The following is a 21,559-nucleotide window of genomic DNA, read 5'->3' as shown; positions in this document are numbered from 1 at the left end:
ATTTATCCTCTACGCTCGAACTAAGCGGTTACCCGCTTCAGCGATTTTTTCTGCGGTTTGCATCATTTTTAGCTGCATCTCAAAGTTACGACTAAGCTGCATTGACGCGACCATCTCTTCTACAGCAACCACGTTGCTCTGCTCGAGATAGCCAGACACCATCATCACTTCACCATCTTCTGCGGGTGCGATGGGCTCTTGGCTACCAAACAAGCCCGTTGAAAGCTTTTGTAGCTCTGTGGTGTCTGGGTTGATTAATTTCACCTGACCGACATCAATGGCGATCTCTTCCCCTTCAGGAACGATGCTAATCGTGCCGTTATCACCAAACTCGATAGAGCTATAGAGCGGGACATTGATTGGTGCATCATCGTTGCCAAGCAGTGGCATATCGTTAATAAATAGATCGCCTTCTGGGCTGCGTTCAACATTACCTGCGCGGGTGTAAACCTGCTCTCCGGCATCGGTTTGCACCGCAAAGAAACCATCTCCACGAATCGCAAGGTCTAACGCTCGGTCTGTTTGCTGCAGGGCTGCTGGGTCAAAACGTGTACCACTGGTTTGAGGCTGCACAAGTGCACGAGTGTCATACGCCGCACCTTGAACCGCATACGACTGAGCACGCTCCATGTCAGCACGAAAGCCGTGCGTATTGATGTTGGCCAGGTTATTGGTGGTGATCTGCTGCGCGGTAAACACTCGAGATGCCCCCGACGCAGCGGTATAAATCATCTTATCCATCTAGATGAGCCCTACAGATTGAACAGAACTTGAGTCAGTTGCTGCTGAGTCGATAGTGATTGCGCATTGGCTTGGTAGTTACGCTGAGCGGTCATCAAGCCTACAAGTTCACCTGTGAGATCAACGTTTGACTCTTCAAGATAGCCAGCGCTCAGTCCGCCTAATGTGCCCGTACCTGGCGCGCCAACCAGAGGCTGACCTGATGCTTGTGTCGCGCTCCATGCCGTAGAGCCCACTTGAACTAAACCACCGCTGTTCGGGAAATCCGCTAGCACTACTTGCCCCTGCATCATCTGTTCACCATTGCTGTAGTTGGCAAATAGGAAGCCATCTTCATCAATGCTTACACCGGTCAGTTCGCCTGCGGTATGACCATCAGAGCGGTTGGTTGATACCGCAAAGTCACTACCGTATTGCGTTGTACCGCTCATGCTGATATCGAATGACATCGCTGACGCGCCATTTTCTGGGTCAAAGTTGATGCCTACATTGCCTGTTGGTGCCGTTAGGTTACCGTCGGTATCGAACGTCATTGATGTGGTCTCATCAAGCACTTCACCGTTCATGGTGTAGTGCACTTCCCACTCATTTTCGTCGGTTTTGACGAAGTACTGCGTTAGGGTGTGCTCATTACCTAGAGAGTCATAAACGGTGGTGGTGTAAGACGAGTTGTAGCTGTCGTTGTCTTCTGGATCGAATTCATTAACCTCGGTATCAATCACTGAAGCGCCTGCATCTAAGTTGGCTGCAAAATCAACGCTGCCCGTTGCCTTTGCGGGTACTGAGCCCGTTTTCACTTGCAAGTCGGCCACTGAACCTGTCATCACATTGCCGTTAGCGTCGACGTTATAGCCTTGCAGGCGGTCACCGTTGCTGTTAACGATAAAGTTGTCTTTGTCTTGGTGGAACATACCTGCGCGAGTGTATGTTGTTGAACCGTCTGCACCTTCCAGCATAAAGAAGCCATTACCACCAATCGCCAGATCCATTGAGCGACCTGTCATCACCATGTTGGCACCATTAAAGCTTTGAGATACCGATGACATTTCTACACCGCCACCCATGCCGCCGTTCATTACCGCTGCAAATTCGGCGCGTGACGATTTATAACCAACCGTTGAAACGTTGGCGATGTTGTTACTGATGGTGTTTAGCTCTTGTGAAGTGGAGTTCAGGCCACTCATTGCAATGTTAAAGCTCATTTGAATTATTCCTAAATTTCTAAAATGCTGTCATCACTGGCAAAGACCTAAGGTCTAGTTACGGGCCAGACGACTCATAAATGGAGAGACTGTTGGCGCATCATCACTAGGTTCTAGGTCGCCATATTGAGTCACTTGGAAGAACGGTACATAGCCAACGCCAGAGATTAAGAACTCTGGTGAGCCGCCACCTGGTGGAATACGCATCTTGTCGATCACGCCTTCAATCATCAGCTCTGGTGTGTAATCTGAATCGTCTGTTACGACTTTCAATGCGTAATGACCATCGGTAAGACCTAATGCTTTCGGATCAAGAGCAAACTCCACTTCACCTTCTTTGTTTGCGCCAAGTTCGATCGTCTTAACCAGTTGAACCGCATCATCACGAATCTCGATGTTTAGCGTTTCAACCGAGCTAGTCAGGTCAATCACGCCGTTGTGGGTTTCACCTTCAAACTCGATCTCATTGGTCGAGACGCGTACTTCCTGCCCAACCATGCCTGCCGTGGTTAACACCTGAATGTTGTCCAGCAGTACCATCTGGTTGGTGACTGTCGAGTTCATGTTCTGCATCGTTTCCACCTGAGTCATCTGCGCGAGCTGCGTCATGAACTGTGTGGTATCAAGTGGGTCGAGAGGCGTTTGGTTTTGGATCTGTGCGATCATCAAGGTTAAGAATGTATTGTCTTGACCGCCGTTTGAGGCAATCTGACCATCACTGTTGGTTTGGCTATTAGAGCCATCTGACATTACCGCTAGCATCGTTTACTCCTATTGCCCTAGCTTGAGCAGGCCTTGCTGCATGCTGCGAGTACGACTTAACACGTCGACATTGGTTTCAAAACTGCGTGATGCTGACATCATGTCTGCCATCTCATGCACCACATCCACATTTGGGTAGAACACATAACCATCAGCATCGGCTATCGGATTCCCTGGCTCATAGCGCTTGTCTAGCTGACCGTCGGTATTGACGACATCAAGCACCTGCACACGAGCACCTGCCGAGAAACTTTGTTGCGAGCCAAACAGCGACTGCTGATGTTGTTCATAAACCGTTGCAAAAACTGGCTTACGTGCACGATAAGTCTCCGCTTCTGTGGTTGAGCCTGAGTTGGCATTGGCTAAGTTACTGGCGATGGTATTTAGGCGCGTGGTTTGCGCCGTCATCGCTGAGCCTGCTATCTGGTAAACATCGGAAAATGACATAAATTACTGACCTGTAATGGCTGTCGACAGCCCTTTAAACTTCATATTGAGGAACGTTAAACTGGTTTCAAAGTCCATTGAGTTTTGTGCAAATGCTGCCTGCTCTACGCCCAGCTCAACGGTATTGCCATCCACCGAGTTGTTGTATGGATTGCGATATTTAAGCTGCTCAGTAGACAGCTCTATCGAATGACCTAATTGAGCACGAGTCTCGACTTCAGCTAGCGCTGCTTGAAAGTCGTAATCACGCGCTTTAAACCCTGGGGTATCCACATTTGCTAAGTTGCCTGCGATCACCTTAGAGCGCTCTGCACGCAGATTGAGTGCGTGAGGATGAACGCCAAGAGCACTATCAAAACTGATTGTCATTGAGTATCCTTGCCAATAATTTCTAGGTTAGGCGCTAGTATTAACAAGTTACGTGCCAGTTTTTAAGTTATTGATTTTTAATAAATTGAAATCAAAACCTAAGTGCTTAGGAAGTAATATTTCCGCCCAATAGGAAGTGGCTAGGAAAGGGGAAAGGTTGAGCAAAAAATGAAGAAGAATATTTGTCGACAGGCGTTAATCGGACTGACCGGTTTAGTCTTGGTTGCAACATCGGTGGCCAGTGAAGGTGCAGACAGCAGACTCAATGACGTTATTTCAGCAGCGATTGAGTCGGATATCACACGCCAGATTGAAGTCAGTCAGCAAAACAATGGCTGGCAATTGGAACAGCCAGAGATCTCAACAACCTTGCCATCAGGCAGCCATCGGCTCGCATGCTCACAACCACTTGAGGTAGAAAGGCGAGATAAGCGCCGCTTTCCTGCAGGTAACTTACGTTATCGAGTCACCTGCTCTGAGGTGTCTGGTTGGAGCATTCAGGCTCAAGCGCACTTTGATGCACAGGTGCAAGTCGCCTATGCTAAGCACACTATTGCGAAGGACAGTTTAATCTCGGTTGAGGACATTGAAATGCGCACTATGCCGCTCTCACGACTCAGTCGTGATTTTGTTGCTCTACCTTCACGTCTGATTAATCAGCGCGCTCAGCGACAGATCCGTCAAGGACGGATGATTTCACCCGAAAGAGTCAGTGCGCCCTATATCATTCAGCGTGGCGAACAAGTGGTCATGATGGCGAGTGGTGATGGCTTTTCTACATCCACAGCTGGAGTCGCGCTGGAAAGCGGTTATGACAACCAACAAATTCGTGTTCGTAATGTCCGTTCTGGCAACATCATTAACGCCATCATCATCGAGCCTGGCAAAGTACAAACGCTGTTTTAATTTATTGGAATGATTTTAAGGCGCTAGGTTTGTGAGTCGTTATTAGTAAGTGACCCACTTAGTAGAGAGAGACAGACAATGAAAATTGGTCCTAACACGAATCCAAGCATGCTAAAAACTCCGGTAGTCAAAGAGCCGGTGACGGATAAAGTAAAAGAGAGCAGCGCACAACCAAGTGCTGATGTGACTCACTTATCGAAAGTAAGCCAGCAAGCTCGTGAACTTGAATCTCTACAACAAGAGCTTCATGACTTGCCTGATGTTGATCTAGAGCGGGTAAACCAAATTCGTGCAGAGCTAAAACAAGGTGATTTTAAGATTGATTTAGATGAGCTAGCAGGTGCTATCTTTAACACCCATCAACGCGACTCATAATGAGTATGAACAGCGATAAAATCGCCGCGATTAAAGCATTTATTCAAGAAGTAAGCTTGGATGTAAAAGATTACCAAGCACTCCTTAAGGTGCTGCGTACTCAGCATATTTTGCTAGCGCAACGCGATTCACAACGCCTTGAGCAAACTGCCGCTCAATATCAACAGTTCCTCGCTAAGCTTGAGAATCGTGCAGCAAAACGCAGCCAGCTGCTGATTAAAATTGGCGTGTCATCCGACGCACAAGGCGTTGATAAGTTAATTAACGCTCTACCGGACAGCATCGCACAACCTTTAACCAAGAATTGGAATAAGCTACAAGCCGTGGTGTCTGAATGCCAAGCGCAGAATGAACGCAATGGTAACCTGCTCTCTATGCAGCACAGTATTTTGTCAGAGCTGACGCATAAATCTGAGCCGCAAACCTACTCTCCTGAGACCTACCCAGCAGAATAACCCCAGAATATCATCTGGGGTTACTGTCGCTGTATCATCTATCCATTCAGCTGACGCTGGAAATAACGCTGTGCTCCAATTTCATCATTGAGCTTCTGCTCAGCTTTCAATACTTGAGAAAGCTCGGCTTTATGTCGCTTATCAAGCACGGTATCCAAACTTTTTACTCGGATATTTTGCTGTTGCAGGTGATGCTGTAGGCGTCGTTGCTCTGCTTGCGCTAATGCAAAGTGCTGCTGCTGTAGCTTTTCTAGATGCTGTAAGTTACCACGCAATTGATGACGATTACGCCACGCCATGGCACTTTCACCATCATTGACCTGACACTCATCATAGATGGTTTTTAGCTGCTGAAGGTTGTTCTCAAAGCGCTCACTTTGATTACGTTGCTGCTGCAGTTGTTGCCCCAATTTTTCCAATCGGTCTTGATTGATATCGCGAAAGCGCTGTAAACCTTGTTTAGCGGCCATTTGAGATCTCTCCAATTAGCTGCGCGAGTTGTTGCTGTGACTGTTCAAACGCCGAGGCTTCATCTTGCGCCTGCTGTAAAAAGCTCATTAAAGCAGGATACACTCGAACTGCGGTATCCATCACCTCGTCATTACCAGGTTGATAACCACCCAATGGGATCAGCTCTTTGACCTCTTGATAGCGACTATATAGATGCTTAAATTGCATCACATTTTGTACCTGTGGCTTGTCTACCACTAGCGGCATGGTTCGGGAAATGGATTGAGCTATATCGATAGCCGGATAATGGCCTGATTCCGCCAGTTGACGACTGAGTACTATATGGCCATCCAAGATCGCACGGGCACTGTCAGCAATCGGGTCTTGTTGATCGTCCCCTTCAGTCAGAACGGTATAGATAGCGCTCATACTGCCTTTGGGGTTACTACTGTTACCTGCTCGCTCAACAAGTTGTGGCAGCATACTAAACACTGAAGGTGGATAGCCTTTGGTGGCCGGCGGCTCGCCCAAAGCCAAACCAATTTCTCGTTGTGCCATCGCATATCGAGTTAAAGAATCCATCAACAAAAGTACGTCTTTACCTTTATCACGATAGTGCTCTGCCACACGGTGACAAAGCTGAGAGGCACGAAGACGCATCAGGGGTGACTCATCGGCAGGTGAAGCAATCACGATGGCTTTGGCTAAGCCTTCAGCGCCAAGCGCATGCTCAATAAACTCTTTCACCTCACGGCCACGCTCACCAATCAGACCAACGACGACGACATCGGCTTGAGTCTCACGGGTAATCATTCCTAGCAAGACACTCTTACCGACACCACTACCCGCAAACAAGCCCATACGCTGACCTTTGCCCATTGTCAGCATACTGTTGATCGATCTAACGCCAACATCGAGCGGCTGAGTAATCGGCTGGCGCTTCATTGGGTTTACCGCATTTCCCTGCAAGCTGATCCGCTCACCTAAACCAAGTTTTCCCAAATCATCAATAGGCTCACCGAGACCATTCACAACACGGCCAAACCAGCTATCACTGATCGAAAGCTGACACTCCCCCTCAACTGGCCATACTCGGGCACCAGAGAAGAGGCCCGTTGCTGGGCGAATCGGCATCAGATACGCCACGTCGTGATTAAAGCCGACGGTTTGCGCTTCAATCTTGTCTCCGCTGCCCGTTTCCACCAAGCAGCGTTGACCGGTAAGAAGTCGACATCCCACCGCTTCGAGCATTAACCCTGTGACCTTAACCAAGCGACCCGTCACTTTCGCGACGGGTACGGTATTGATTGAGGCCATTGCTTCTTCTAAACGTTGATCAATGGCATTGCTCATAGACTTGGCTCTAACATTTCTGCTTGCTCATTAGCGGGCTCTTCAAGAAGGTGCTTTTGTACTGACTGCATGCAGGTTTCTAAACGCTGATCACAGCCTGCATCTGCTTCAGCAGTTTTGGTGACAATGCGGCAATCTCCTTGACGAAGACTTGGGTCACAGACAATGTTCCACTGCTCTATCTTCTCAGCAGCCACCTGTTCGATTTGCGAGAACTCCTCTTGCGCCATCATCACTTTAATGCCTACTGGTTCACTCGGTAAGGTTTCGAGTGTCTCTTCGACCAAAGCCAAAATCTGCTGAGGTTGCAACGTCAGCTCACAACGGATCACTTGCTGAGATACCTTTCTTACCAGCTCGCATACCTGTTCACGTTGGCGACGCTCTTGCTCTGTGAACAAGCTTTTCAACTTATCTGTCATCGCCACAAAAGGGACAGCGGCCTCAAGAAAGGCTTTCTTTCCTTCAAGTTTACCCTGCTCTACCCCTTGTTCGTGACCCGCAAGTAGGCCCTGTTCAAAGCCTTGCGCTTGGCCTTTCTCTAGGCCCTCTTTGACACCTTCGTCATAGCCTTTGGTCATGCCAAGTTGAAAGCCCTGACTGTATTGCTGCTGAATATCACCACTGATGCTCTCGGATGTCTCTAACTCATCAGAAAAATCTTCTTTTTCTTCACTGCTGCCAAGAACATCGAACTCATCAAAGCCGGTAAATTCACCAAGACCAAACTCGTCATCGAGTGATGGTTCAGCAGGCTGCATTGTGGCATTGAGAGCAGAGGGCTCAACAATAGGTGGAAAACGAAAACTACGATATTGATGCGGCTCAAGGCGCATTATGCGATTGCGTCGAGACATGTTAATCCACCGTTTTCTCTTGATAGAGCTGTAAGGTGATTTCACCAGACTCGTTTAGCTCACGAACGTACTCCATGATCTCCTCACGCGCACGCTTGACTTGGCTCATTGATACCTTACCCATTGCAGCCATTTCAGACTCAAATGACTGACGCATACGCTTAGGCAGAATAGAGAATATCGACTTGCGTGTCTGAGCATCCGCGCCCTTCATCGCCATCGCCAATGTTTCAATTGGCACTGACTCGACAATCTGGGTGCGAATCGCTTCTGATTGACGAGTAAGAATGCCGAACTCATACATTTTACCCTTCAGGCGCTCTACCAGTTCTTGGTCATGCTCTTGCAGTGCTTCCATGAGACCGGCTTGATCACCTTGATAACGGTTGATGATGTCAGCCGCTTGCTGCTCACCTTCCACAAGCGAGTTGGCATTGTCAGCCAGATATTCAATACAACGATCAACCAGCTCTTGCAGCTCCTCTGCCACTTCGCGAGTGACTTCACTTAAATTAGCGATACGGAACAGTAGCTCTTTCTGCGTCTCTTGGTCATATTCTTCTATCGTTTCTGACGCAATATTCGCGGGCAGAAAAGCAATAAACAGCGCTCGCATCTGAATGTGCTCATAGCTCAGGAAGTTCGCTAACTGGCTTGGTTGAATCCACTGTAGGCGTTGCATCACCGTGCGTACTTCATCACCGTAAATACTATCAAGTAGGTTTCGTGCTAGGCGTCCGCCCAATGCTTTGTCCAGTGTTCGCTGGAGGAAGGTGCGCGATGCTCCACTGATCCCAGACTGTGCTCGGAATTCATCAAAAAAGCCCTGCAACACAAATTGCGCTTCAATACTTTTGATCGCAGGTTGATGAGCCATAGCATGGCTCACCTTCAACAATTCATCACGAGACATATGCGCCATGACTTTAGCTGCTGCATCTTCTCCCATGCTAAGCAACAGGATTGCCGCTTGCTCAATCGGGTTTAGCAATACGTCATCAGGTAGAGATACATTATTAAGACTCATTTGAATTCACCCACTTTTTCACTACATCAGCGACACGTTCAGATTCTGCATCGGTTAACTTTTGCAGATGCTCTACTTGAACCTCTAAGTTTGAACCTAGTGGCGGTAAGTCATAGATATCTTGACTTGAACTGGCACCACTATCCTCAGCAAGGCCACCGCCGCCCATCATTGAATCAATCAGCGCATCCGCTAGGTCTTGGTCATTGTCAATCTTGCCAGTAGGCATCGAAACCGGCGCGGCTGACGCGGCAAGGCTTGGTGCTGCTGCCATTGATGTGGACTCGGATACGGCTTTCACTGTCGGTGTAGCCAGTGAGCGCACTAAAGGACGCAATACAAAGAAAATAAAACTTAAGGTGATCAAGGCATACAAGCCATATTGGATCAGCGCAAGATTGTGTTGTTGGTGCCACCAAGGCACTGATTCTGCAACCACTTCTGGTTCCCTCGCAAAATTGAATGCATGCAGACTAAACTGGTCTCCACGATCATCGATATACCCCACAGAATCTTTGACCATCTGTGCAATCTGCTCTAACTCGGCTTGCTGCCAACCCTGTTCGTTGACCGCATCATTGAGTAACACTGAAACCGATAGATGCTCAATACCGCCTTGTGCCATCTTGGTATGACGAACCTTGCGGCCAAAATCATACTGACGTGAACTTTCAGCACGTTCATTGCGTGACTCGTTATTGGCCCCTTCACCATCAACTGGCGCTTGGTTGCTTAGTGCTCCTGGAATACCCAAAGCCATTTGGCCCTGAGAGTTATCTTGCTTGCTGAACTCCGAGCGCACCACTGGGTCACCATCGAGCGACTCTTGTGTCTCTTCTATCTGGTCAAAATTCAGTGTTGCAGACACTTGAACGCGAAAGTTACCCATACCAAGCAGAGGCGTCAGCATATCTGTCGCACGATGCACAATATCTCTCTCAGTGCGCTGCTGCATTTCGTGGAATTGAACACTCAAGCGATTTTGTGCGCCGTCACGAATGTCTGCGCTCAGCAGGTTTCCGTGCTGGTCCACCACTGAAACCCCCTCTTGAGGCATACCAGTTATGCTGCCACTCACCAAGTTCACAATGGCTTCGACTTGCTGATACTCTAGCGTGCGCCCAGGTAGTAGCTCTACCATGACCGCCGCAGATGGCTTCTCCTCATTGATACCAACAAAGAGGGTTCGATTAGGGATAGCCAAATGCACGCGTGCATAGTTCACAGAATTAATCGCAAGAATTGTGCGAGCTAACTCTCCCTCAAGGCCCTGACGGTAACGAGCATTTTCAATAAATTGACTAGTACCTAACCCTGTCGCCTTATCAAGAATATCCAAACCCTGTGGCAGTTGGGCTTTTACACCGTGTGCAGCCAGAGTAATTCTCGCGTCAGCCAATTTGTTTTCAGGTACCAACACTTGCCCTGTATGGTTATCGATTTGATAAGCAATCTTCACCTGAGTCAAAACATCGAGGATTTCTGCGCTGTCGTAGCGCTCGGCCTCACCATAGAGTGCTCGATAAGGTGTCGATTTGGTCCATAGGATCACAACGATAAACGCGGTAATTAACGCGGTTAACGCGGCTATAACCATGGCTTTGTGATTGCTCGAGGTAAATTCACGAGCCTTGCTTTGCCACTGTTTCCAACGAGCAGGTTGCTCTGTGCCGCTTGGCTGGCTTTCTAAAGTTGTTACGCTCATTTAACCCTCACTAAAGTGGCATTTTCAGTACATCGTCATACGCTGACAGTACTTTGTTTCTGACTTGAGATAATGCTTGGAAAGAGATGCTGGCCTTTTGGCTTGCGACCATCGCACCAACCAGATCATCAGATCGACCTGCATCCACGTCAGCAGTAAGCTGACTGGCGTGCTGCTGATGATCATCAACTCGGCGCACCGCCTGTTTCATTGCAGTATGAAAATTATCTTTTTGAGCAGTATGTGGATTAGCGTGGACTTCGATCCCCGTTTGAGCGCGCTCTCGCATCGCCCCCATGTTACTGATCATGCTCTGCTGCATCGCAGATTGTTGCATTGACATGAAAATGACTCTCTCAATTAAGCCGCTGAATGGGCATATTGGCGAACGGTATCGACATCGATTCCCTGATCTCTCATAGCCGCAAGCTTGTATCTCAAAGCTCGCGTTGTAATTCCTAAAGCTTCTGCGGTTAAGTTTCTGCGCCCGTCATATTTAGCCAACGTGTCGAGAATGAACTGATTTTCAGCGTGCTTTTTAGTGCTCTTTAGTCGCGCCTGTGGCTGCATCTCTGGCGTCAGTGGACGGTCGACGGCCGCAGCAACACAGGGCAGTGTCGGCAACATAAGATCTTGTGGAGTAATCCATGTGCTATGACGCATAACTAATGCGCGTTGAATGGTGTTCTCTAGCTCACGGATATTGCCAACCCAGTCATAGGTCACAAGGGCTTGTTGAGCTTCTGCGGTTAAACGACAGGTTTCATTACAGCCTCGATTATATTTGGCAATGAAATGGTCAGCTAACGGCAGGATATCTTCTTTGCGCTCGCGCAGCGGTGGCCATTGCAAAGGCAGCACATCCAAGCGGTAGTACAAGTCCTGTCTGAATTTACGCTCAGCGACTGCTTGCTGAAGGTCTACGTTGGTAGCGGCGATAATTCGGATATCAAGCTGGATCGCTTTGTGGCTGCCGATACGCTCAACTTGACGCTCTTGCAAGACACGCAGCAATTTTGCTTGGACCGCCATCGGCATTTCACCAATCTCATCCAATAGCAGCGTCCCACCTTCAGCTTCTTCAAACTTACCTGCTTGGGCTGAAGTCGCTCCCGTAAATGCTCCCTTAACATGGCCAAACAGTACCGCTTCTAGCATTGACTCCGGAATAGCTGCACAGTTAATCGCAACAAAAGGCGCGTCCTTGCGTGATGAATGCTGGTGTACATATTTTGCTAGCACTTCTTTACCCGTCCCAGACTCACCGGTGATGAGTACTGTGGCATCTGTTTGTGCTGCGCGGTGAGCAAGTTGCAGTACTTGTTGGCTGCGCCAACTGCTGGCAACGAGATCATCAGAGGTTCGGCGCACGGTTGAGACGCGCTGAATCAAGTCAATCAATTGCTGAGGTTGATAAGGCTCTAGCAGATAGTCCGAAGCTCCGGCACGCATCGCCTCACTTGCCAACTGGTTGCTGGTGTAATCCACCATGGCGATGGTGGTCGAGTGCGGGGAAAGATGCTTTGATTTTTCGATCACTTCTAGCAGCGCCATATCTGTGAGCTTAGATGAGGCGATTAAAATAGCGTCTGGCGCTGCGCTTAAACGAATCAGGGCATCAAAGCCTGCGGTAAAGCAAACACAAGAGTAACCTGCGCGCTCGATATCTTGCTGAACACGGTATGAGTGCTCAAGACAAGGATGAGCAAAGATAATCTGAGTGCGTCCATCGCGATTCACGATGCACCTCCTTGAACCAAGCGCACTTGAACACGACGGTTTTTATGTCGTGTTTGAGCATCACTATGGTTGACTTGAGGGTAACGCTGACCATGAGCTCGAACTTGAATCTTTTTGCCATTAACGCCCTGACTCACAAGATAGTTGCGCACTTGATTAGCACGTTGACGGGAAAGCTCAATATTACTCAATGCATGCCCCTGATCATCCGTATGACCATCAATTAAAATAGTCGTAAGGGAAGAGTCCCAGCTGATGTACTGAACCAAATCATCAAGCACGCGCTTATCGCTCTTAGCAAGCTCGGTCGCGTTCGAGTTAAAGTAGAATTGGTTATCTTTGGCCTGCGAGTAGCTCATCGGTAACAAGTTCGCCATACAGAGCTTCATTTCTTGCATTGGGTGGGAAAAATTAACCGCTGGGATATCCCAACTGATCGGCTTACCTGTCTGCTTATCCAATACTGAAACCTGCGCCCAAGCGCCTTTTTCCATCTGATTCAGCAAAGACTTAATCGTCTGAGCATCATAAAAACGCACGCCATACTCTCCTGCTGAATCTCCGTCTAACCAACGCTCAACTTGAGCATTGATGCGCCAAACCTGCTGGTTAACGCTCAGCCATGCAGAATCGAATGCGGCTGGTCTTTGAAAGGTTTCAATCAATAACTCTGGCTCTTTACCTGATTGAACTTGAATGCGAGCATGGCCATCAAACTTGAGAGGCGTCTCCATCAAACATTGGAATCGGTTGCCTGAAAATCGCCATTCCACCAAGTCCAATGGTTTTTGAATGGTTTGTGCGAGTAGCAAGGTTGGCATAGTGAACATACCAACAACTAGTAACCTAATAAGTGTCATGTTTATTCCTTCAGCAACTCGATAAAACTTACACATGTAAGTCAGAACACCGCTTACCTTCTATCTATCTCTATTTTTAATACGACATAATCACGCAACAAATATAGAACTCAATTAAAAAAGAAGATTAAATAGTAGGAAATAATAAATTCGAGAACATGCTATTTGCGCTTATTAATATTTTCCATAGTAATGACACTGGTTATTTTCTCTACTTGGGCGAAGATCACACTTTATCAGCAACAGGATGCAATGCCATTAACACACTTTTACACATTGACATTAAAACAAACACTCCCCGCAAAAACCATGCGTTAATCAAGCGTAAAAATACTTAACAAATATATATACCTAGCCATAACAGAATAGTGGAAACACTATTAATAAAACTATCATTAAACTGTAAATAACTGTCTGTAAAGGACAAATACACCTATCAACACATTCTTAAAAACACCACTTACCCACTTCTTAAATAAAAATTATAAATAATTTAAAAGTGTGATCTTGCTCCATCAAAATATAACCAACAATATTATTCCAACTTTACTTAGTGCTTAATGTGCTTGAATTTGACACTGTCCAGTCAATGTCAAATATAAAAGCCAGACAATATACGAATCGAATCACAACATTTAGATAAGCTCAGGCCAAGCATGAAAAGCAATAACAAGCACATCCAAAAAGAAAGTGAACAACTCGATGTATTTAATATCGACCCAAGAACATTAGGTCGTCCATTAAATATTGCTAAGGCAAACCTAACCCCTAAGCTAAAGAGTATTGAAGAGACACTCACAATGGCGATCAACTCAATGACTAGACGTTGTGATAGTCAAGTCGAGCTAAAATCAATCACCATTGATATGAAACCTTCAGTTCCGCTGCACACTGCGCCTAGTTTTTTTAGTCACTCATCCCACAAGGGGGTTTGCCGCCTAGAACTGAGTCTGCACTTGCTTGCTCAATTAGCGGAAGCTTTCTATGGTGGCAAACCCTGCTTTTCAGCTAACGCCAGTAGCAATGTGACTCACTTACGACTAAATGCGAGTGAAAAGCGTGTTCAAACACGCCTGAGTTCCGTTGTTCTGAATCAGATTGATGCGAACTGGAGCCCTCTCGACAATAGCCCTGAATTTAATACGGCTTGCTTGTCTGTGCGTTTCGATATCGTCATCGGTGAGCTAAGAGGTGAGCTGAGTTTACAGTTAGACGACGAGCTGCTGATCGCTCTAGGAGAGCCGACTAAAACCACCAGCTATACCTCAGAAGAGATTAATGACAAGCGCAATCACCAGTTACGCCAAGTTCCCGTTAAGCTAAACGCAGTGCTTGCACAGCAGCGTATGCCTTTAGAACAAGTCGCTCAGCTTCGTGTGGGAGACATCATAACTTCAGATATTAAAGAGATTGTTGAGGTGAGCTCTGGCGAACAAAAACTGTTCCTTGCTCGCATATCAGAACAAAACAATCACTTGGTATTGCACATTACTGATCACATCAATCAAACCGAGAATTTTTCATCATGAATGACCAAACCCTAAATCTGTCCTTAGAAGAGGATCTGAACTTTGATGCGGAAGTTGCGGATATTTTCTCTGAGACCACGACTGCGCCCGAAGAAGCTGCACCTGCCACTCATGCTCCACGCGAACTGAGCTTTTTCCGTCAAATCCCAGTGTCTGTGACGCTAGAAGTCGCTAGCACGTCACTGCCGCTAGGAGAGCTAATGCAAGTTGGCCCCAACTCTATCATTGAACTCGACAAACTTAACGGTGAGCCGCTTGATGTGAAAGTGAATGGCCACTTGTTGGGTCATGCTGAAGTGGTTGTCGTGAATGACAAATACGGTCTACGAATTACTAGCATTGCGGAAGACGCATTGAATGAAGTCTCGCTATAACTCTTTGTTCAAGCAGATAGCCCTTGGATTATTTGCTGTTATCGGGCTGGGTCTGTTTTCAGACCTGGCTTTTGCTGATCAAGGTATTCCTTTTATCACCGTTACCGATGGTGAGAGCAGCGAAGAGTATTCTGTCAAAGTTCAGATCCTAATACTGATGACAGCGCTGACTTTCTTGCCAGCCATGCTGATGATGATGACCAGCTTCACGCGAATCATTGTTGTTCTAGCGATTCTTCGTCAAGCACTCGGCTTGCAGCAAAGTCCACCAAACCGAATTTTGATAGGTATCGCTCTGACCATGACCATGCTACTGATGAAGCCGGTCTGGACGCCAATTTATGAAGAAGCTTACAAGCCTTATGAGGCAGGTGAGATTACGCTGCAACAAGCCTTCTCAGTGGCTGAGCAGCCCGTTCGTCAATTTATGCTGACGCAAACCTATGAGAATTCACTAGAACAGATGCTGCGTATCGCTGGCGATCCTCTCGACCTAGAACCTGAAGAGATTAGCTTTGCTGTCTTGATGCCTGCGTTTGTGATCAGTGAGCTAAAAACCGCCTTTCAGATCGGTTTCATGCTGTTCATCCCCTTCTTGATCATCGACATTGTGGTCGCCAGTGTGTTGATGGCCATGGGTATGATGATGCTCTCTCCGCTCATCATATCTCTGCCGTTTAAGTTAATGGTGTTTGTAATGGTCGATGGCTGGGCGATGACCGTTGGCAGCTTAAGTGCCAGCTTTGGAGGGCTCTAGCCGTGAACCCTGCAATAGCAAATCTATACTCCGACGCCATCTATATGATTATCACTATGGTGGTTGTCTTAATTGGTCCTAGTTTGCTCGTCGGCTTGGTCGTGGCTATTTTTCAGGCCACCACACAGATCAATGAGCAGACGATGAGTTTTTTACCTCGTCTGCTGACGACATTACTGATGCTGATTTTTGCCGGCGGCTGGCTGCTGCGCAATATCAGTACCTTCTTCAATGACCTGTTTTTCACTATCTCAAACATAGTAAGTTAGGTCTAATGTACGCGTTATCTTTTGCTGAAATAACTGCAATGTTGGGACAAGTCTGGTGGCCGTTTTTCCGTTTGTCTGCCGCCTTTCTTACCATGCCCTTTTTTGGTGACGCCTACATTAGCCCGCGCCTGCGAGTCTTCTTCGCTCTCTCTATCGCGATAATCTCTGGCCCTTTGCTGCCAAGTATGCCGGAAGTCGATCCGGTTTCTGTTCAAGCTATCGCGATTGCCCTTGAGCAGGTTGCAATCGGCGCCATGCTTGGTTTCTGCTTGCAGTTTTTGTTCGCGGTAATGGGTATGGTTGGCCAAATCATGTCAATGCAGATGGGCTTGGGCATGGCCATGATGAATGACCCTGCAAATGGGATCTCGATTGCTTTGATTGGTAACTACTTTTTGATGTTCACCACTTTGCTGTTTCTCTCCCTTGATGGTCATCTGGTAGCGCTGGATATTATTGTCCAGAGCTTTGAGCGCTTTCCTGTCGGTGGCGGGATCAGCGAATACTCTCTTCGTAACCTTATCAGTCTTTTCAGTTGGATGATTGTGGCTGCGGTTTCGATTGCCCTTCCTACCATCGCAGCCATGCTCACCGTAAACCTGACTTTTGGTGTGATGAACCGTGCGGCGCCGTCACTGAACGTATTTGCTCTCGGCTTCCCAATGTCGATGATGTTGGGTTTATGTGCTGTTTTACTTTCACTGTCTGGCTTACCAGCTATCTACACCGAATTGTCGCATGACATCCTATACCAGATGCGTCAGATGGGGGGTAACTAAGCATGGCAGAGAATCAAACCAGTCAGGATAAAAGCGAGAAACCCAGCCCCCAGAAACTGCGCAAAGCCAAACAAGAAGGACAAGCAGCCAGGTCCAAAGAGTTTGTGGTCGGTGTACTGTTTATCGCTATCGCCTTATTTCTATGGGTCTATGGTCATTTCCTCGGTCAGCAAGCGGAAAAGCTGTTTGTGATTAATTATCAGCTCTCGTATGACGAATTACGCCAACCGGACGTGATGGCGAGAAAGCTTGCCGAGAGCGTAATGTTGCTTGGTGGGTTGTTTGTGCCTATGGCTGTGGTACTGATTCTAGTCACGATATTCAGCTCGATGATCCCCGGTGGCTGGGTGATGTCACTCAAGCTCATCAAGCCCAAACTGAGTAAAATCAGTCCGATTGAAGGGCTCAAGCGCCTTTTCTCTCTTAAGTCTCTCGTCGAATTGGTTAAATCTATTCTCAAGATCGTCTTTATTGGCGGCGTTCTATATTGGCTGCTCAGTAGCAATCTTGCCAACTTAATTGCTGCGCAACGTGCACCGCTTGAACAAGGGATCGGCCTCACTCTCAACCACCTGATTAAAGCCTTAATCTATTTCGGTTTTGTCGTGTTACTCATTGGTTTAATCGACATGCCTTATCAGCTTTGGAACCACACCAAGCAGCTCAAGATGACCAAGCAAGAGGTCAAAGAAGAACATAAAAACACCGAAGGTCGTCCCGAGATTAAGCAGAAGATTAAACAACTTCAGCAGCAGATGTCGCGTCGTCGAATCGACAATTCAGTGCCGACAGCGGATGTGGTGATCACTAACCCAACGCACTATGCCGTGGCCATCAAGTATGACCTCGAACGTGCTGGGGCACCTTTTGTCGTCGCCAAAGGGGAAGATGAAATGGCACTGCGTATTCAAGCCATTGCCAGACAAAACTATATTGAGGTCTTAAACCTACCGCCACTTACACGCGCGGTTTACTTTAATACCCGAGTTGACCAAGAAGTGCCGGGGCCACTGTTTGTCGCTATCGCCCATGTCCTGACCTACGTCATGCAGTTAAAAGAGTACAAGCGCGACCGTACAGCTAAACCGACACCCCTGCCGCCATTGGTGATCCCTAAGGCGCTGCAACATGACTAACTTACCGAATTTCATTACTGACTGAATCGCTAATACGAGTAGAACACCTTATGAAAGAAAGACTCAATCTATTATTCCCTGCGATTAAAAATAGCTACTTCGGCATCCCGATCTTGCTATTGACTGTACTCGCCATGGTCATTCTGCCACTGCCACCCGTGCTGTTAGATACGTTATTTATCTTCAACATTGTTCTGGCGGTGATCGTATTGCTGGTTGCGGTATCGAGCACTCGACCACTCGACTTTAGTGTCTTCCCAACCATCTTGTTGGTGGCGACACTCATGCGCCTCACGCTTAACGTTGCCTCGACTCGTATCGTATTGCTTGAAGGCCACAATGGTGGTGATGCTGCCGGTAAGGTCATTCAAGCCTTTGGTAATGTGGTGATTGGTGGTAACTACTTCGTCGGTATTGTGGTGTTCATCATCTTGATGATCATCAACTTCGTCGTTATCACCAAAGGTGGTGAGCGTATCTCGGAGGTATCAGCTCGTTTTACTCTCGATTCACTGCCCGGTAAACAGATGGCGATTGATGCCGACTTGAATGCTGGCATCATCGACCAAAACCAAGCCAAAGAACGCCGTAAAGAGATTGCTCGCGAGGCGGACTTCTATGGCTCGATGGACGGTGCCTCTAAGTTCGTTCGGGGCGATGCGATCGCGGGTATGTTGATCCTCATCATCAACATTCTTGGTGGTGTCACTGTCGGTATGGTGCAGCATGATCTCAGTGCTGCGGAAGCCTTCCAACGCTTTGCTCTCTTAACCATTGGTGATGGTCTGGTTGCTCAAATTCCATCGCTATTACTGGCGGTTGCGGCAGCGATCATCGTGACACGTGTCAGTGATTCAGGTGAACTATCTGATGACGTGCAGCAGCAGATGCTGGCGTCTCCTGTTACGCTAGCAACGGCATCAGGTATCATGCTGGTGATCGGTATTGTCCCAGGTATGCCGCACCTCGCCTTTTTCAGTTTTGCCGCCCTACTTGCTTTCGCCGCTTGGAAGCAGAGTCGAAAGCAACTCAATCCAGAACCACTAGAGCAAGCAGAAGCGGTTGCAGAGGCGGTTGCACAAGACGATGCCCCTACTCTCAACTGGCATGATGTACCGCACGTTCATCCACTCTCACTCGAGCTTGGCTATCGCTTGGTTAACCTTGTTGATAAAAACCAAGGAGAGCCTTTAGCCCTGCGCGTGCGTGGTGTACGAAAAACCATTACTGAGCAAGCCGGCTTTTTGGTGCCAGAAATCGCAATTCGTGACAACCTTAAGCTCAAACCCACTCAATACACGATTTCCCTGTATGGCGAAGTGTTAGCCAAAGGCGAGATAGACCCTGAACGTCTAATGGCACTTGCCGTCGGTGAGGTTTATGGTCAATTGGATGGCGTGTTAGCCAAAGACCCCGCCTATCAATTGGATGCCGTTTGGATTGAACCCAACAACAAGCCTCAAGCTTTGAATCTCGGTTATTCTGTGGTGGATGGTGCGACAGTAATTGCCACTCACCTAAGTAAAGTGATTAAAGAGCACACGGCAGAGCTGTTTAATCATGATGATATTGAGCGAGTGATGGAACGCCTTGCTCAGCACTCGCCAAAACTGGCAGAAAGCTTGGCCACTCAACTGACCCACCAGCAGCAGATGCGTGTTTATCGTCAGTTGTTGGCAGACCAAGTGCCTGTAAAAGATACACTCAATATCTCTTCTATCATGCTCGAGAGTAGTGAAATCACCAAAGATCCAATACTCATCGCTTCCGATATCCGTGTAGGTTTGAAACGCACTCTTACTAATCACCTCGTGGGTACGAGCAACGATTTCAATATTTTTACCCTCAGCGATAGCTTAGAAAAAATGCTGATGACGGCGCTTAATAAAGCGCAGCAAGCTGGTGCGGTTGCACTTGATAGCTTCCCGGTTGAGCCTACCTTGCTGGCACAGCTGCAGCAAAACATGCCGAATATTCGTGAGCAACTCAAGCAGAATGGCTACAAACCAGTGCTTCTGGTTGCGCCACAACTAAGGCCTTTACTGTCTCGCTATGCTCGCACCTTTGCCAAAGGCTTAGTGGTGCTGTCATACAACGAGATCCCAGAAGACAAAAACATTAATGTGTTAGGACACTTAGGTTAGAACACCCCTAATAGAGGTGCTGCTTTGCATAAGGTGGCACCTCTATTTCCTTTTCCTTCCGTTACTAAGCACGTGGAAAGGCAAAGGCCGTCACTTGATCAATATGATTGCAACCAAGCGCTAGCATGATTAAGCGATCAATCCCCAACGCCACGCCCGCACAATCAGGCAGTCCTGCTTCTAATGCCGCAATCAAATGATGATCTATCGGTTGTGGTTTGAGACCCATCGCTAATCGCTTATGGTTGTCCTGTTCAAAGCGAGCGAGCTGCTCTTGCGGGTTGTCCAATTCATGGAAGCCGTTTGCCAACTCGATGCCTTTAAAATAGACCTCAAAGCGATCCGCTACACGTGCGTCTTGGGGATTAATTTTCGCCAGCGCCGCTTGTGAGGCAGGAAAATCATAGACAAAAGCCGGCGCATCTTGGCCAATCTTGACTTCAACACCAATGCTAAATAACAGCTGCAACAAGGTATCTCTGTCTTGCTCTGGCATAGCAATATCTTCAAGACCAAGCGTGCAAGCAACCCGTTTCAACTCATCCATTGACGCTTCCAAAGGACACACACCCAACACCTCAAGAAAAGCCTGCTGGTAGGTCATGCGATGCGCAGCTTGGCACTGCAATACCAACTGTAGTAACTCATCCATCTCATCCATCAGCTTATGATGATCAAAGCCAACGCGATACCACTCAAGCATGCTGAATTCCGGGTTATGGTGGCGACCATTCTCTTCGTTACGAAAGGCTTTATTGATTTGGTAGATGCAACCACTGCCCGCGGCAAGCAGACGTTTCATGTGAAACTCTGGGCTAGTCATCAAATAGAGCGTCTGCCCCTTGGCATATTCAGGGCCAACAAATTCGGTGTTGAACGTATGCAGATGAATGTCTGTTACCGTGGCATGACTCATGGCCGGTGTATCCACCTCCATAACCTCACGCAGAGCAAAGAACTGGCGGATTTGACCTAGAATTTGAGCGCGCTGCTTAAGCTGCTCAATAGAAGCGGATGGCTGCCAAGCCACAGAAGTCGACATAACATTTTCTCATCAATATAGAACCGCGACAGTTTACTCCTCAAGCTCACTAACCCCAAGCTTTACCCACCGGTGATAGCAATCACAAATCACTCAAATTTTGCATCGCGCGAATAAATACCGAATAAAAAACCTAAGTAAATCAATTTTTCCTTAACCTGAGTCTTTTACACTGGATTACCACTTTGGGATAGGTGGCGATAATGAGCCTTTTAATTCATACACTTATCAATAAGGCTCGCATAACAGAACAATGTCAAAACGGGCGAAGTAGAACGCC

24 protein-coding genes are annotated in these 21,559 nt (G+C 47.6%); 10 read left to right on the top strand and 14 right to left on the bottom strand.

Annotation, left to right across the window (positions count from 1 at the left end; translation table 11 throughout):
* Positions 1-9: 9 nt before the first annotated feature.
* Genes QWZ05_RS13360 through flgB form a run of 5 tightly spaced genes read right to left on the bottom strand, consistent with a single transcriptional unit; the run spans position 10 to position 3,521 of the window.
* Positions 10-741, bottom strand: a complete 732-nt coding sequence (locus tag QWZ05_RS13360; RefSeq protein ID WP_264874542.1) for a flagellar basal body rod protein FlgF — start codon at positions 739-741, stop codon at positions 10-12.
* An 11-nt stretch (positions 742-752) separates the two neighbouring features.
* Positions 753-1,943 (bottom strand): flagellar hook protein FlgE, encoded by a 1,191-nt coding sequence (gene flgE / locus QWZ05_RS13355; RefSeq protein ID WP_290298802.1) that lies wholly within the window; start codon positions 1,941-1,943, stop codon positions 753-755.
* Positions 1,944-1,997: 54 nt separating this feature from the next.
* Complete coding sequence (locus tag QWZ05_RS13350) at positions 1,998-2,705, bottom strand: flagellar hook capping FlgD N-terminal domain-containing protein (protein WP_290298801.1); 708 nt, start codon at positions 2,703-2,705, stop codon at positions 1,998-2,000.
* A gap of 9 nt (positions 2,706-2,714) precedes the next feature.
* On the bottom strand, positions 2,715-3,152 hold the full coding sequence (gene flgC / locus QWZ05_RS13345; RefSeq protein WP_264874546.1) for a flagellar basal body rod protein FlgC: 438 nt from the start codon (positions 3,150-3,152) through the stop codon (positions 2,715-2,717).
* Between the two features lie 3 nt (positions 3,153-3,155).
* Positions 3,156-3,521, bottom strand: coding sequence for a flagellar basal body rod protein FlgB (gene flgB, locus QWZ05_RS13340; RefSeq protein ID WP_264874547.1), 366 nt, complete (start codon positions 3,519-3,521; stop codon positions 3,156-3,158).
* Between the two features lie 168 nt (positions 3,522-3,689).
* On the opposite strand from flgB, the gene flgA reads away from it, so the two are divergent.
* The 3 genes from flgA (at position 3,690) to flgN (ending at position 5,257) form a co-directional block, all read left to right on the top strand.
* A complete protein-coding gene (gene flgA / locus QWZ05_RS13335; protein WP_290298800.1) occupies positions 3,690-4,427 on the top strand; it encodes a flagellar basal body P-ring formation chaperone FlgA in 738 nt (245 codons plus the stop codon).
* A 78-nt stretch (positions 4,428-4,505) separates the two neighbouring features.
* A complete protein-coding gene (gene flgM, locus QWZ05_RS13330; protein WP_264874549.1) occupies positions 4,506-4,802 on the top strand; it encodes a flagellar biosynthesis anti-sigma factor FlgM in 297 nt (98 codons plus the stop codon).
* Positions 4,802-5,257: a flagellar protein FlgN gene (gene flgN / locus QWZ05_RS13325; RefSeq protein ID WP_264874550.1), complete on the top strand. Its 456-nt coding sequence runs from the start codon at positions 4,802-4,804 to the stop codon at positions 5,255-5,257. Before flgM ends, flgN begins: the two co-directional genes overlap by 1 nt.
* 38 nt (positions 5,258-5,295) lie before the next feature.
* On the opposite strand, the gene QWZ05_RS13320 is transcribed toward flgN, so the two are convergent.
* The 8 genes from QWZ05_RS13320 to QWZ05_RS13285 are packed head-to-tail and all read right to left on the bottom strand — an operon-like array spanning position 5,296 to position 13,249.
* Positions 5,296-5,727, bottom strand: coding sequence for a flagellar export protein FliJ (locus QWZ05_RS13320; protein WP_264874551.1), 432 nt, complete (start codon positions 5,725-5,727; stop codon positions 5,296-5,298).
* Positions 5,717-7,060, bottom strand: a complete 1,344-nt coding sequence (fliI, locus tag QWZ05_RS13315) for a flagellar protein export ATPase FliI (RefSeq protein ID WP_290298798.1) — start codon at positions 7,058-7,060, stop codon at positions 5,717-5,719. The genes QWZ05_RS13320 and fliI overlap by 11 nt, the downstream gene beginning before the upstream one ends.
* Positions 7,057-7,917: a flagellar assembly protein FliH gene (gene fliH, locus QWZ05_RS13310; protein ID WP_290298796.1), complete on the bottom strand. Its 861-nt coding sequence runs from the start codon at positions 7,915-7,917 to the stop codon at positions 7,057-7,059. The genes fliI and fliH overlap by 4 nt, the downstream gene beginning before the upstream one ends.
* Before the next feature lies 1 nt (position 7,918).
* Complete coding sequence (locus QWZ05_RS13305) at positions 7,919-8,944, bottom strand: FliG C-terminal domain-containing protein (protein ID WP_264874554.1); 1,026 nt, start codon at positions 8,942-8,944, stop codon at positions 7,919-7,921.
* Positions 8,934-10,649: a flagellar basal-body MS-ring/collar protein FliF gene (gene fliF / locus QWZ05_RS13300; protein WP_290298794.1), complete on the bottom strand. Its 1,716-nt coding sequence runs from the start codon at positions 10,647-10,649 to the stop codon at positions 8,934-8,936. The genes QWZ05_RS13305 and fliF overlap by 11 nt, the downstream gene beginning before the upstream one ends.
* A 10-nt stretch (positions 10,650-10,659) precedes the next feature.
* The gene (fliE, locus tag QWZ05_RS13295; protein WP_264874556.1) at positions 10,660-10,992 is read right to left on the bottom strand and encodes a flagellar hook-basal body complex protein FliE; all 333 of its coding nucleotides are present in this window, start codon (positions 10,990-10,992) and stop codon (positions 10,660-10,662) included.
* 17 nt (positions 10,993-11,009) lie between these two features.
* Entirely contained in the window at positions 11,010-12,365 is a 1,356-nt protein-coding gene (locus QWZ05_RS13290) for a sigma-54-dependent transcriptional regulator (RefSeq protein WP_390216605.1), read from the bottom strand.
* Between the two features lie 20 nt (positions 12,366-12,385).
* Positions 12,386-13,249 (bottom strand): MotY family protein, encoded by an 864-nt coding sequence (locus tag QWZ05_RS13285; protein ID WP_264874558.1) that lies wholly within the window; start codon positions 13,247-13,249, stop codon positions 12,386-12,388.
* Positions 13,250-13,905: 656 nt separating this feature from the next.
* On the opposite strand from QWZ05_RS13285, the gene QWZ05_RS13280 reads away from it, so the two are divergent.
* Genes QWZ05_RS13280 through flhA form a run of 7 tightly spaced genes read left to right on the top strand, consistent with a single transcriptional unit; the run spans position 13,906 to position 20,237 of the window.
* Positions 13,906-14,778, top strand: a complete 873-nt coding sequence (locus QWZ05_RS13280; RefSeq protein ID WP_290298791.1) for a FliM/FliN family flagellar motor switch protein — start codon at positions 13,906-13,908, stop codon at positions 14,776-14,778.
* Positions 14,775-15,152 carry a flagellar motor switch protein FliN gene (fliN, locus tag QWZ05_RS13275; protein WP_264874560.1) on the top strand — a complete coding sequence of 126 codons (378 nt, stop codon included), beginning with the start codon at positions 14,775-14,777 and terminating at the stop codon, positions 15,150-15,152. The genes QWZ05_RS13280 and fliN overlap by 4 nt, the downstream gene beginning before the upstream one ends.
* A complete protein-coding gene (fliP, locus tag QWZ05_RS13270) occupies positions 15,136-15,909 on the top strand; it encodes a flagellar type III secretion system pore protein FliP (RefSeq protein WP_264874561.1) in 774 nt (257 codons plus the stop codon). The genes fliN and fliP overlap by 17 nt, the downstream gene beginning before the upstream one ends.
* A 2-nt stretch (positions 15,910-15,911) precedes the next feature.
* Positions 15,912-16,178, top strand: a complete 267-nt coding sequence (locus tag QWZ05_RS13265) for a flagellar biosynthetic protein FliQ (RefSeq protein WP_264874562.1) — start codon at positions 15,912-15,914, stop codon at positions 16,176-16,178.
* Positions 16,179-16,183: 5 nt separating this feature from the next.
* On the top strand, positions 16,184-16,957 hold the full coding sequence (fliR, locus tag QWZ05_RS13260; RefSeq protein WP_264874563.1) for a flagellar biosynthetic protein FliR: 774 nt from the start codon (positions 16,184-16,186) through the stop codon (positions 16,955-16,957).
* Positions 16,958-16,959: 2 nt separating this feature from the next.
* A complete protein-coding gene (flhB, locus tag QWZ05_RS13255) occupies positions 16,960-18,093 on the top strand; it encodes a flagellar biosynthesis protein FlhB (protein WP_290298787.1) in 1,134 nt (377 codons plus the stop codon).
* A gap of 50 nt (positions 18,094-18,143) precedes the next feature.
* Complete coding sequence (gene flhA, locus QWZ05_RS13250) at positions 18,144-20,237, top strand: flagellar biosynthesis protein FlhA (protein ID WP_290298785.1); 2,094 nt, start codon at positions 18,144-18,146, stop codon at positions 20,235-20,237.
* Positions 20,238-20,301: 64 nt separating this feature from the next.
* Here flhA and epmA read toward each other — a convergent pair whose 3' ends face one another.
* Positions 20,302-21,279 (bottom strand): elongation factor P--(R)-beta-lysine ligase, encoded by a 978-nt coding sequence (epmA, locus tag QWZ05_RS13245; protein ID WP_264874566.1) that lies wholly within the window; start codon positions 21,277-21,279, stop codon positions 20,302-20,304.
* Between the last annotated feature and the right edge of the window lie 280 nt (positions 21,280-21,559).

The sequence above is a fragment of the Vibrio agarivorans genome, from assembly GCF_030409635.1.
Classification (GTDB): domain Bacteria; phylum Pseudomonadota; class Gammaproteobacteria; order Enterobacterales; family Vibrionaceae; genus Vibrio; species Vibrio agarivorans.
Note: the sequence above shows the minus strand (reverse complement) of the source record. Positions and strands in the feature narration are given on the sequence as shown.

Bases quoted from the DNA above. Each gene is read 5' to 3' on its own strand.
- QWZ05_RS13360 (WP_264874542.1), bottom strand. From the start codon at position 741: ATGGATAAGATGATTTATACCGCTGCGTCGGGGGCATCTCGAGTGTTT.
- flgE (WP_290298802.1), bottom strand. From the start codon at position 1,943: ATGAGCTTTAACATTGCAATGAGTGGCCTGAACTCCACTTCACAAGAG.
- QWZ05_RS13350 (WP_290298801.1), bottom strand. From the start codon at position 2,705: ATGCTAGCGGTAATGTCAGATGGCTCTAATAGCCAAACCAACAGTGAT.
- flgC (WP_264874546.1), bottom strand. From the start codon at position 3,152: ATGTCATTTTCCGATGTTTACCAGATAGCAGGCTCAGCGATGACGGCG.
- flgB (WP_264874547.1), bottom strand. From the start codon at position 3,521: ATGACAATCAGTTTTGATAGTGCTCTTGGCGTTCATCCTCACGCACTC.
- flgA (WP_290298800.1), top strand. From the start codon at position 3,690: ATGAAGAAGAATATTTGTCGACAGGCGTTAATCGGACTGACCGGTTTA.
- flgM (WP_264874549.1), top strand. From the start codon at position 4,506: ATGAAAATTGGTCCTAACACGAATCCAAGCATGCTAAAAACTCCGGTA.
- flgN (WP_264874550.1), top strand. From the start codon at position 4,802: ATGAGTATGAACAGCGATAAAATCGCCGCGATTAAAGCATTTATTCAA.
- QWZ05_RS13320 (WP_264874551.1), bottom strand. From the start codon at position 5,727: ATGGCCGCTAAACAAGGTTTACAGCGCTTTCGCGATATCAATCAAGAC.
- fliI (WP_290298798.1), bottom strand. From the start codon at position 7,060: ATGAGCAATGCCATTGATCAACGTTTAGAAGAAGCAATGGCCTCAATC.
- fliH (WP_290298796.1), bottom strand. From the start codon at position 7,917: ATGTCTCGACGCAATCGCATAATGCGCCTTGAGCCGCATCAATATCGT.
- QWZ05_RS13305 (WP_264874554.1), bottom strand. From the start codon at position 8,944: ATGAGTCTTAATAATGTATCTCTACCTGATGACGTATTGCTAAACCCG.
- fliF (WP_290298794.1), bottom strand. From the start codon at position 10,649: ATGAGCGTAACAACTTTAGAAAGCCAGCCAAGCGGCACAGAGCAACCT.
- fliE (WP_264874556.1), bottom strand. From the start codon at position 10,992: ATGTCAATGCAACAATCTGCGATGCAGCAGAGCATGATCAGTAACATG.
- QWZ05_RS13285 (WP_264874558.1), bottom strand. From the start codon at position 13,249: ATGACACTTATTAGGTTACTAGTTGTTGGTATGTTCACTATGCCAACC.
- QWZ05_RS13280 (WP_290298791.1), top strand. From the start codon at position 13,906: ATGAAAAGCAATAACAAGCACATCCAAAAAGAAAGTGAACAACTCGAT.
- fliN (WP_264874560.1), top strand. From the start codon at position 14,775: ATGAATGACCAAACCCTAAATCTGTCCTTAGAAGAGGATCTGAACTTT.
- fliP (WP_264874561.1), top strand. From the start codon at position 15,136: ATGAAGTCTCGCTATAACTCTTTGTTCAAGCAGATAGCCCTTGGATTA.
- fliR (WP_264874563.1), top strand. From the start codon at position 16,184: ATGTACGCGTTATCTTTTGCTGAAATAACTGCAATGTTGGGACAAGTC.
- flhB (WP_290298787.1), top strand. From the start codon at position 16,960: ATGGCAGAGAATCAAACCAGTCAGGATAAAAGCGAGAAACCCAGCCCC.
- flhA (WP_290298785.1), top strand. From the start codon at position 18,144: ATGAAAGAAAGACTCAATCTATTATTCCCTGCGATTAAAAATAGCTAC.
- epmA (WP_264874566.1), bottom strand. From the start codon at position 21,279: ATGTCGACTTCTGTGGCTTGGCAGCCATCCGCTTCTATTGAGCAGCTT.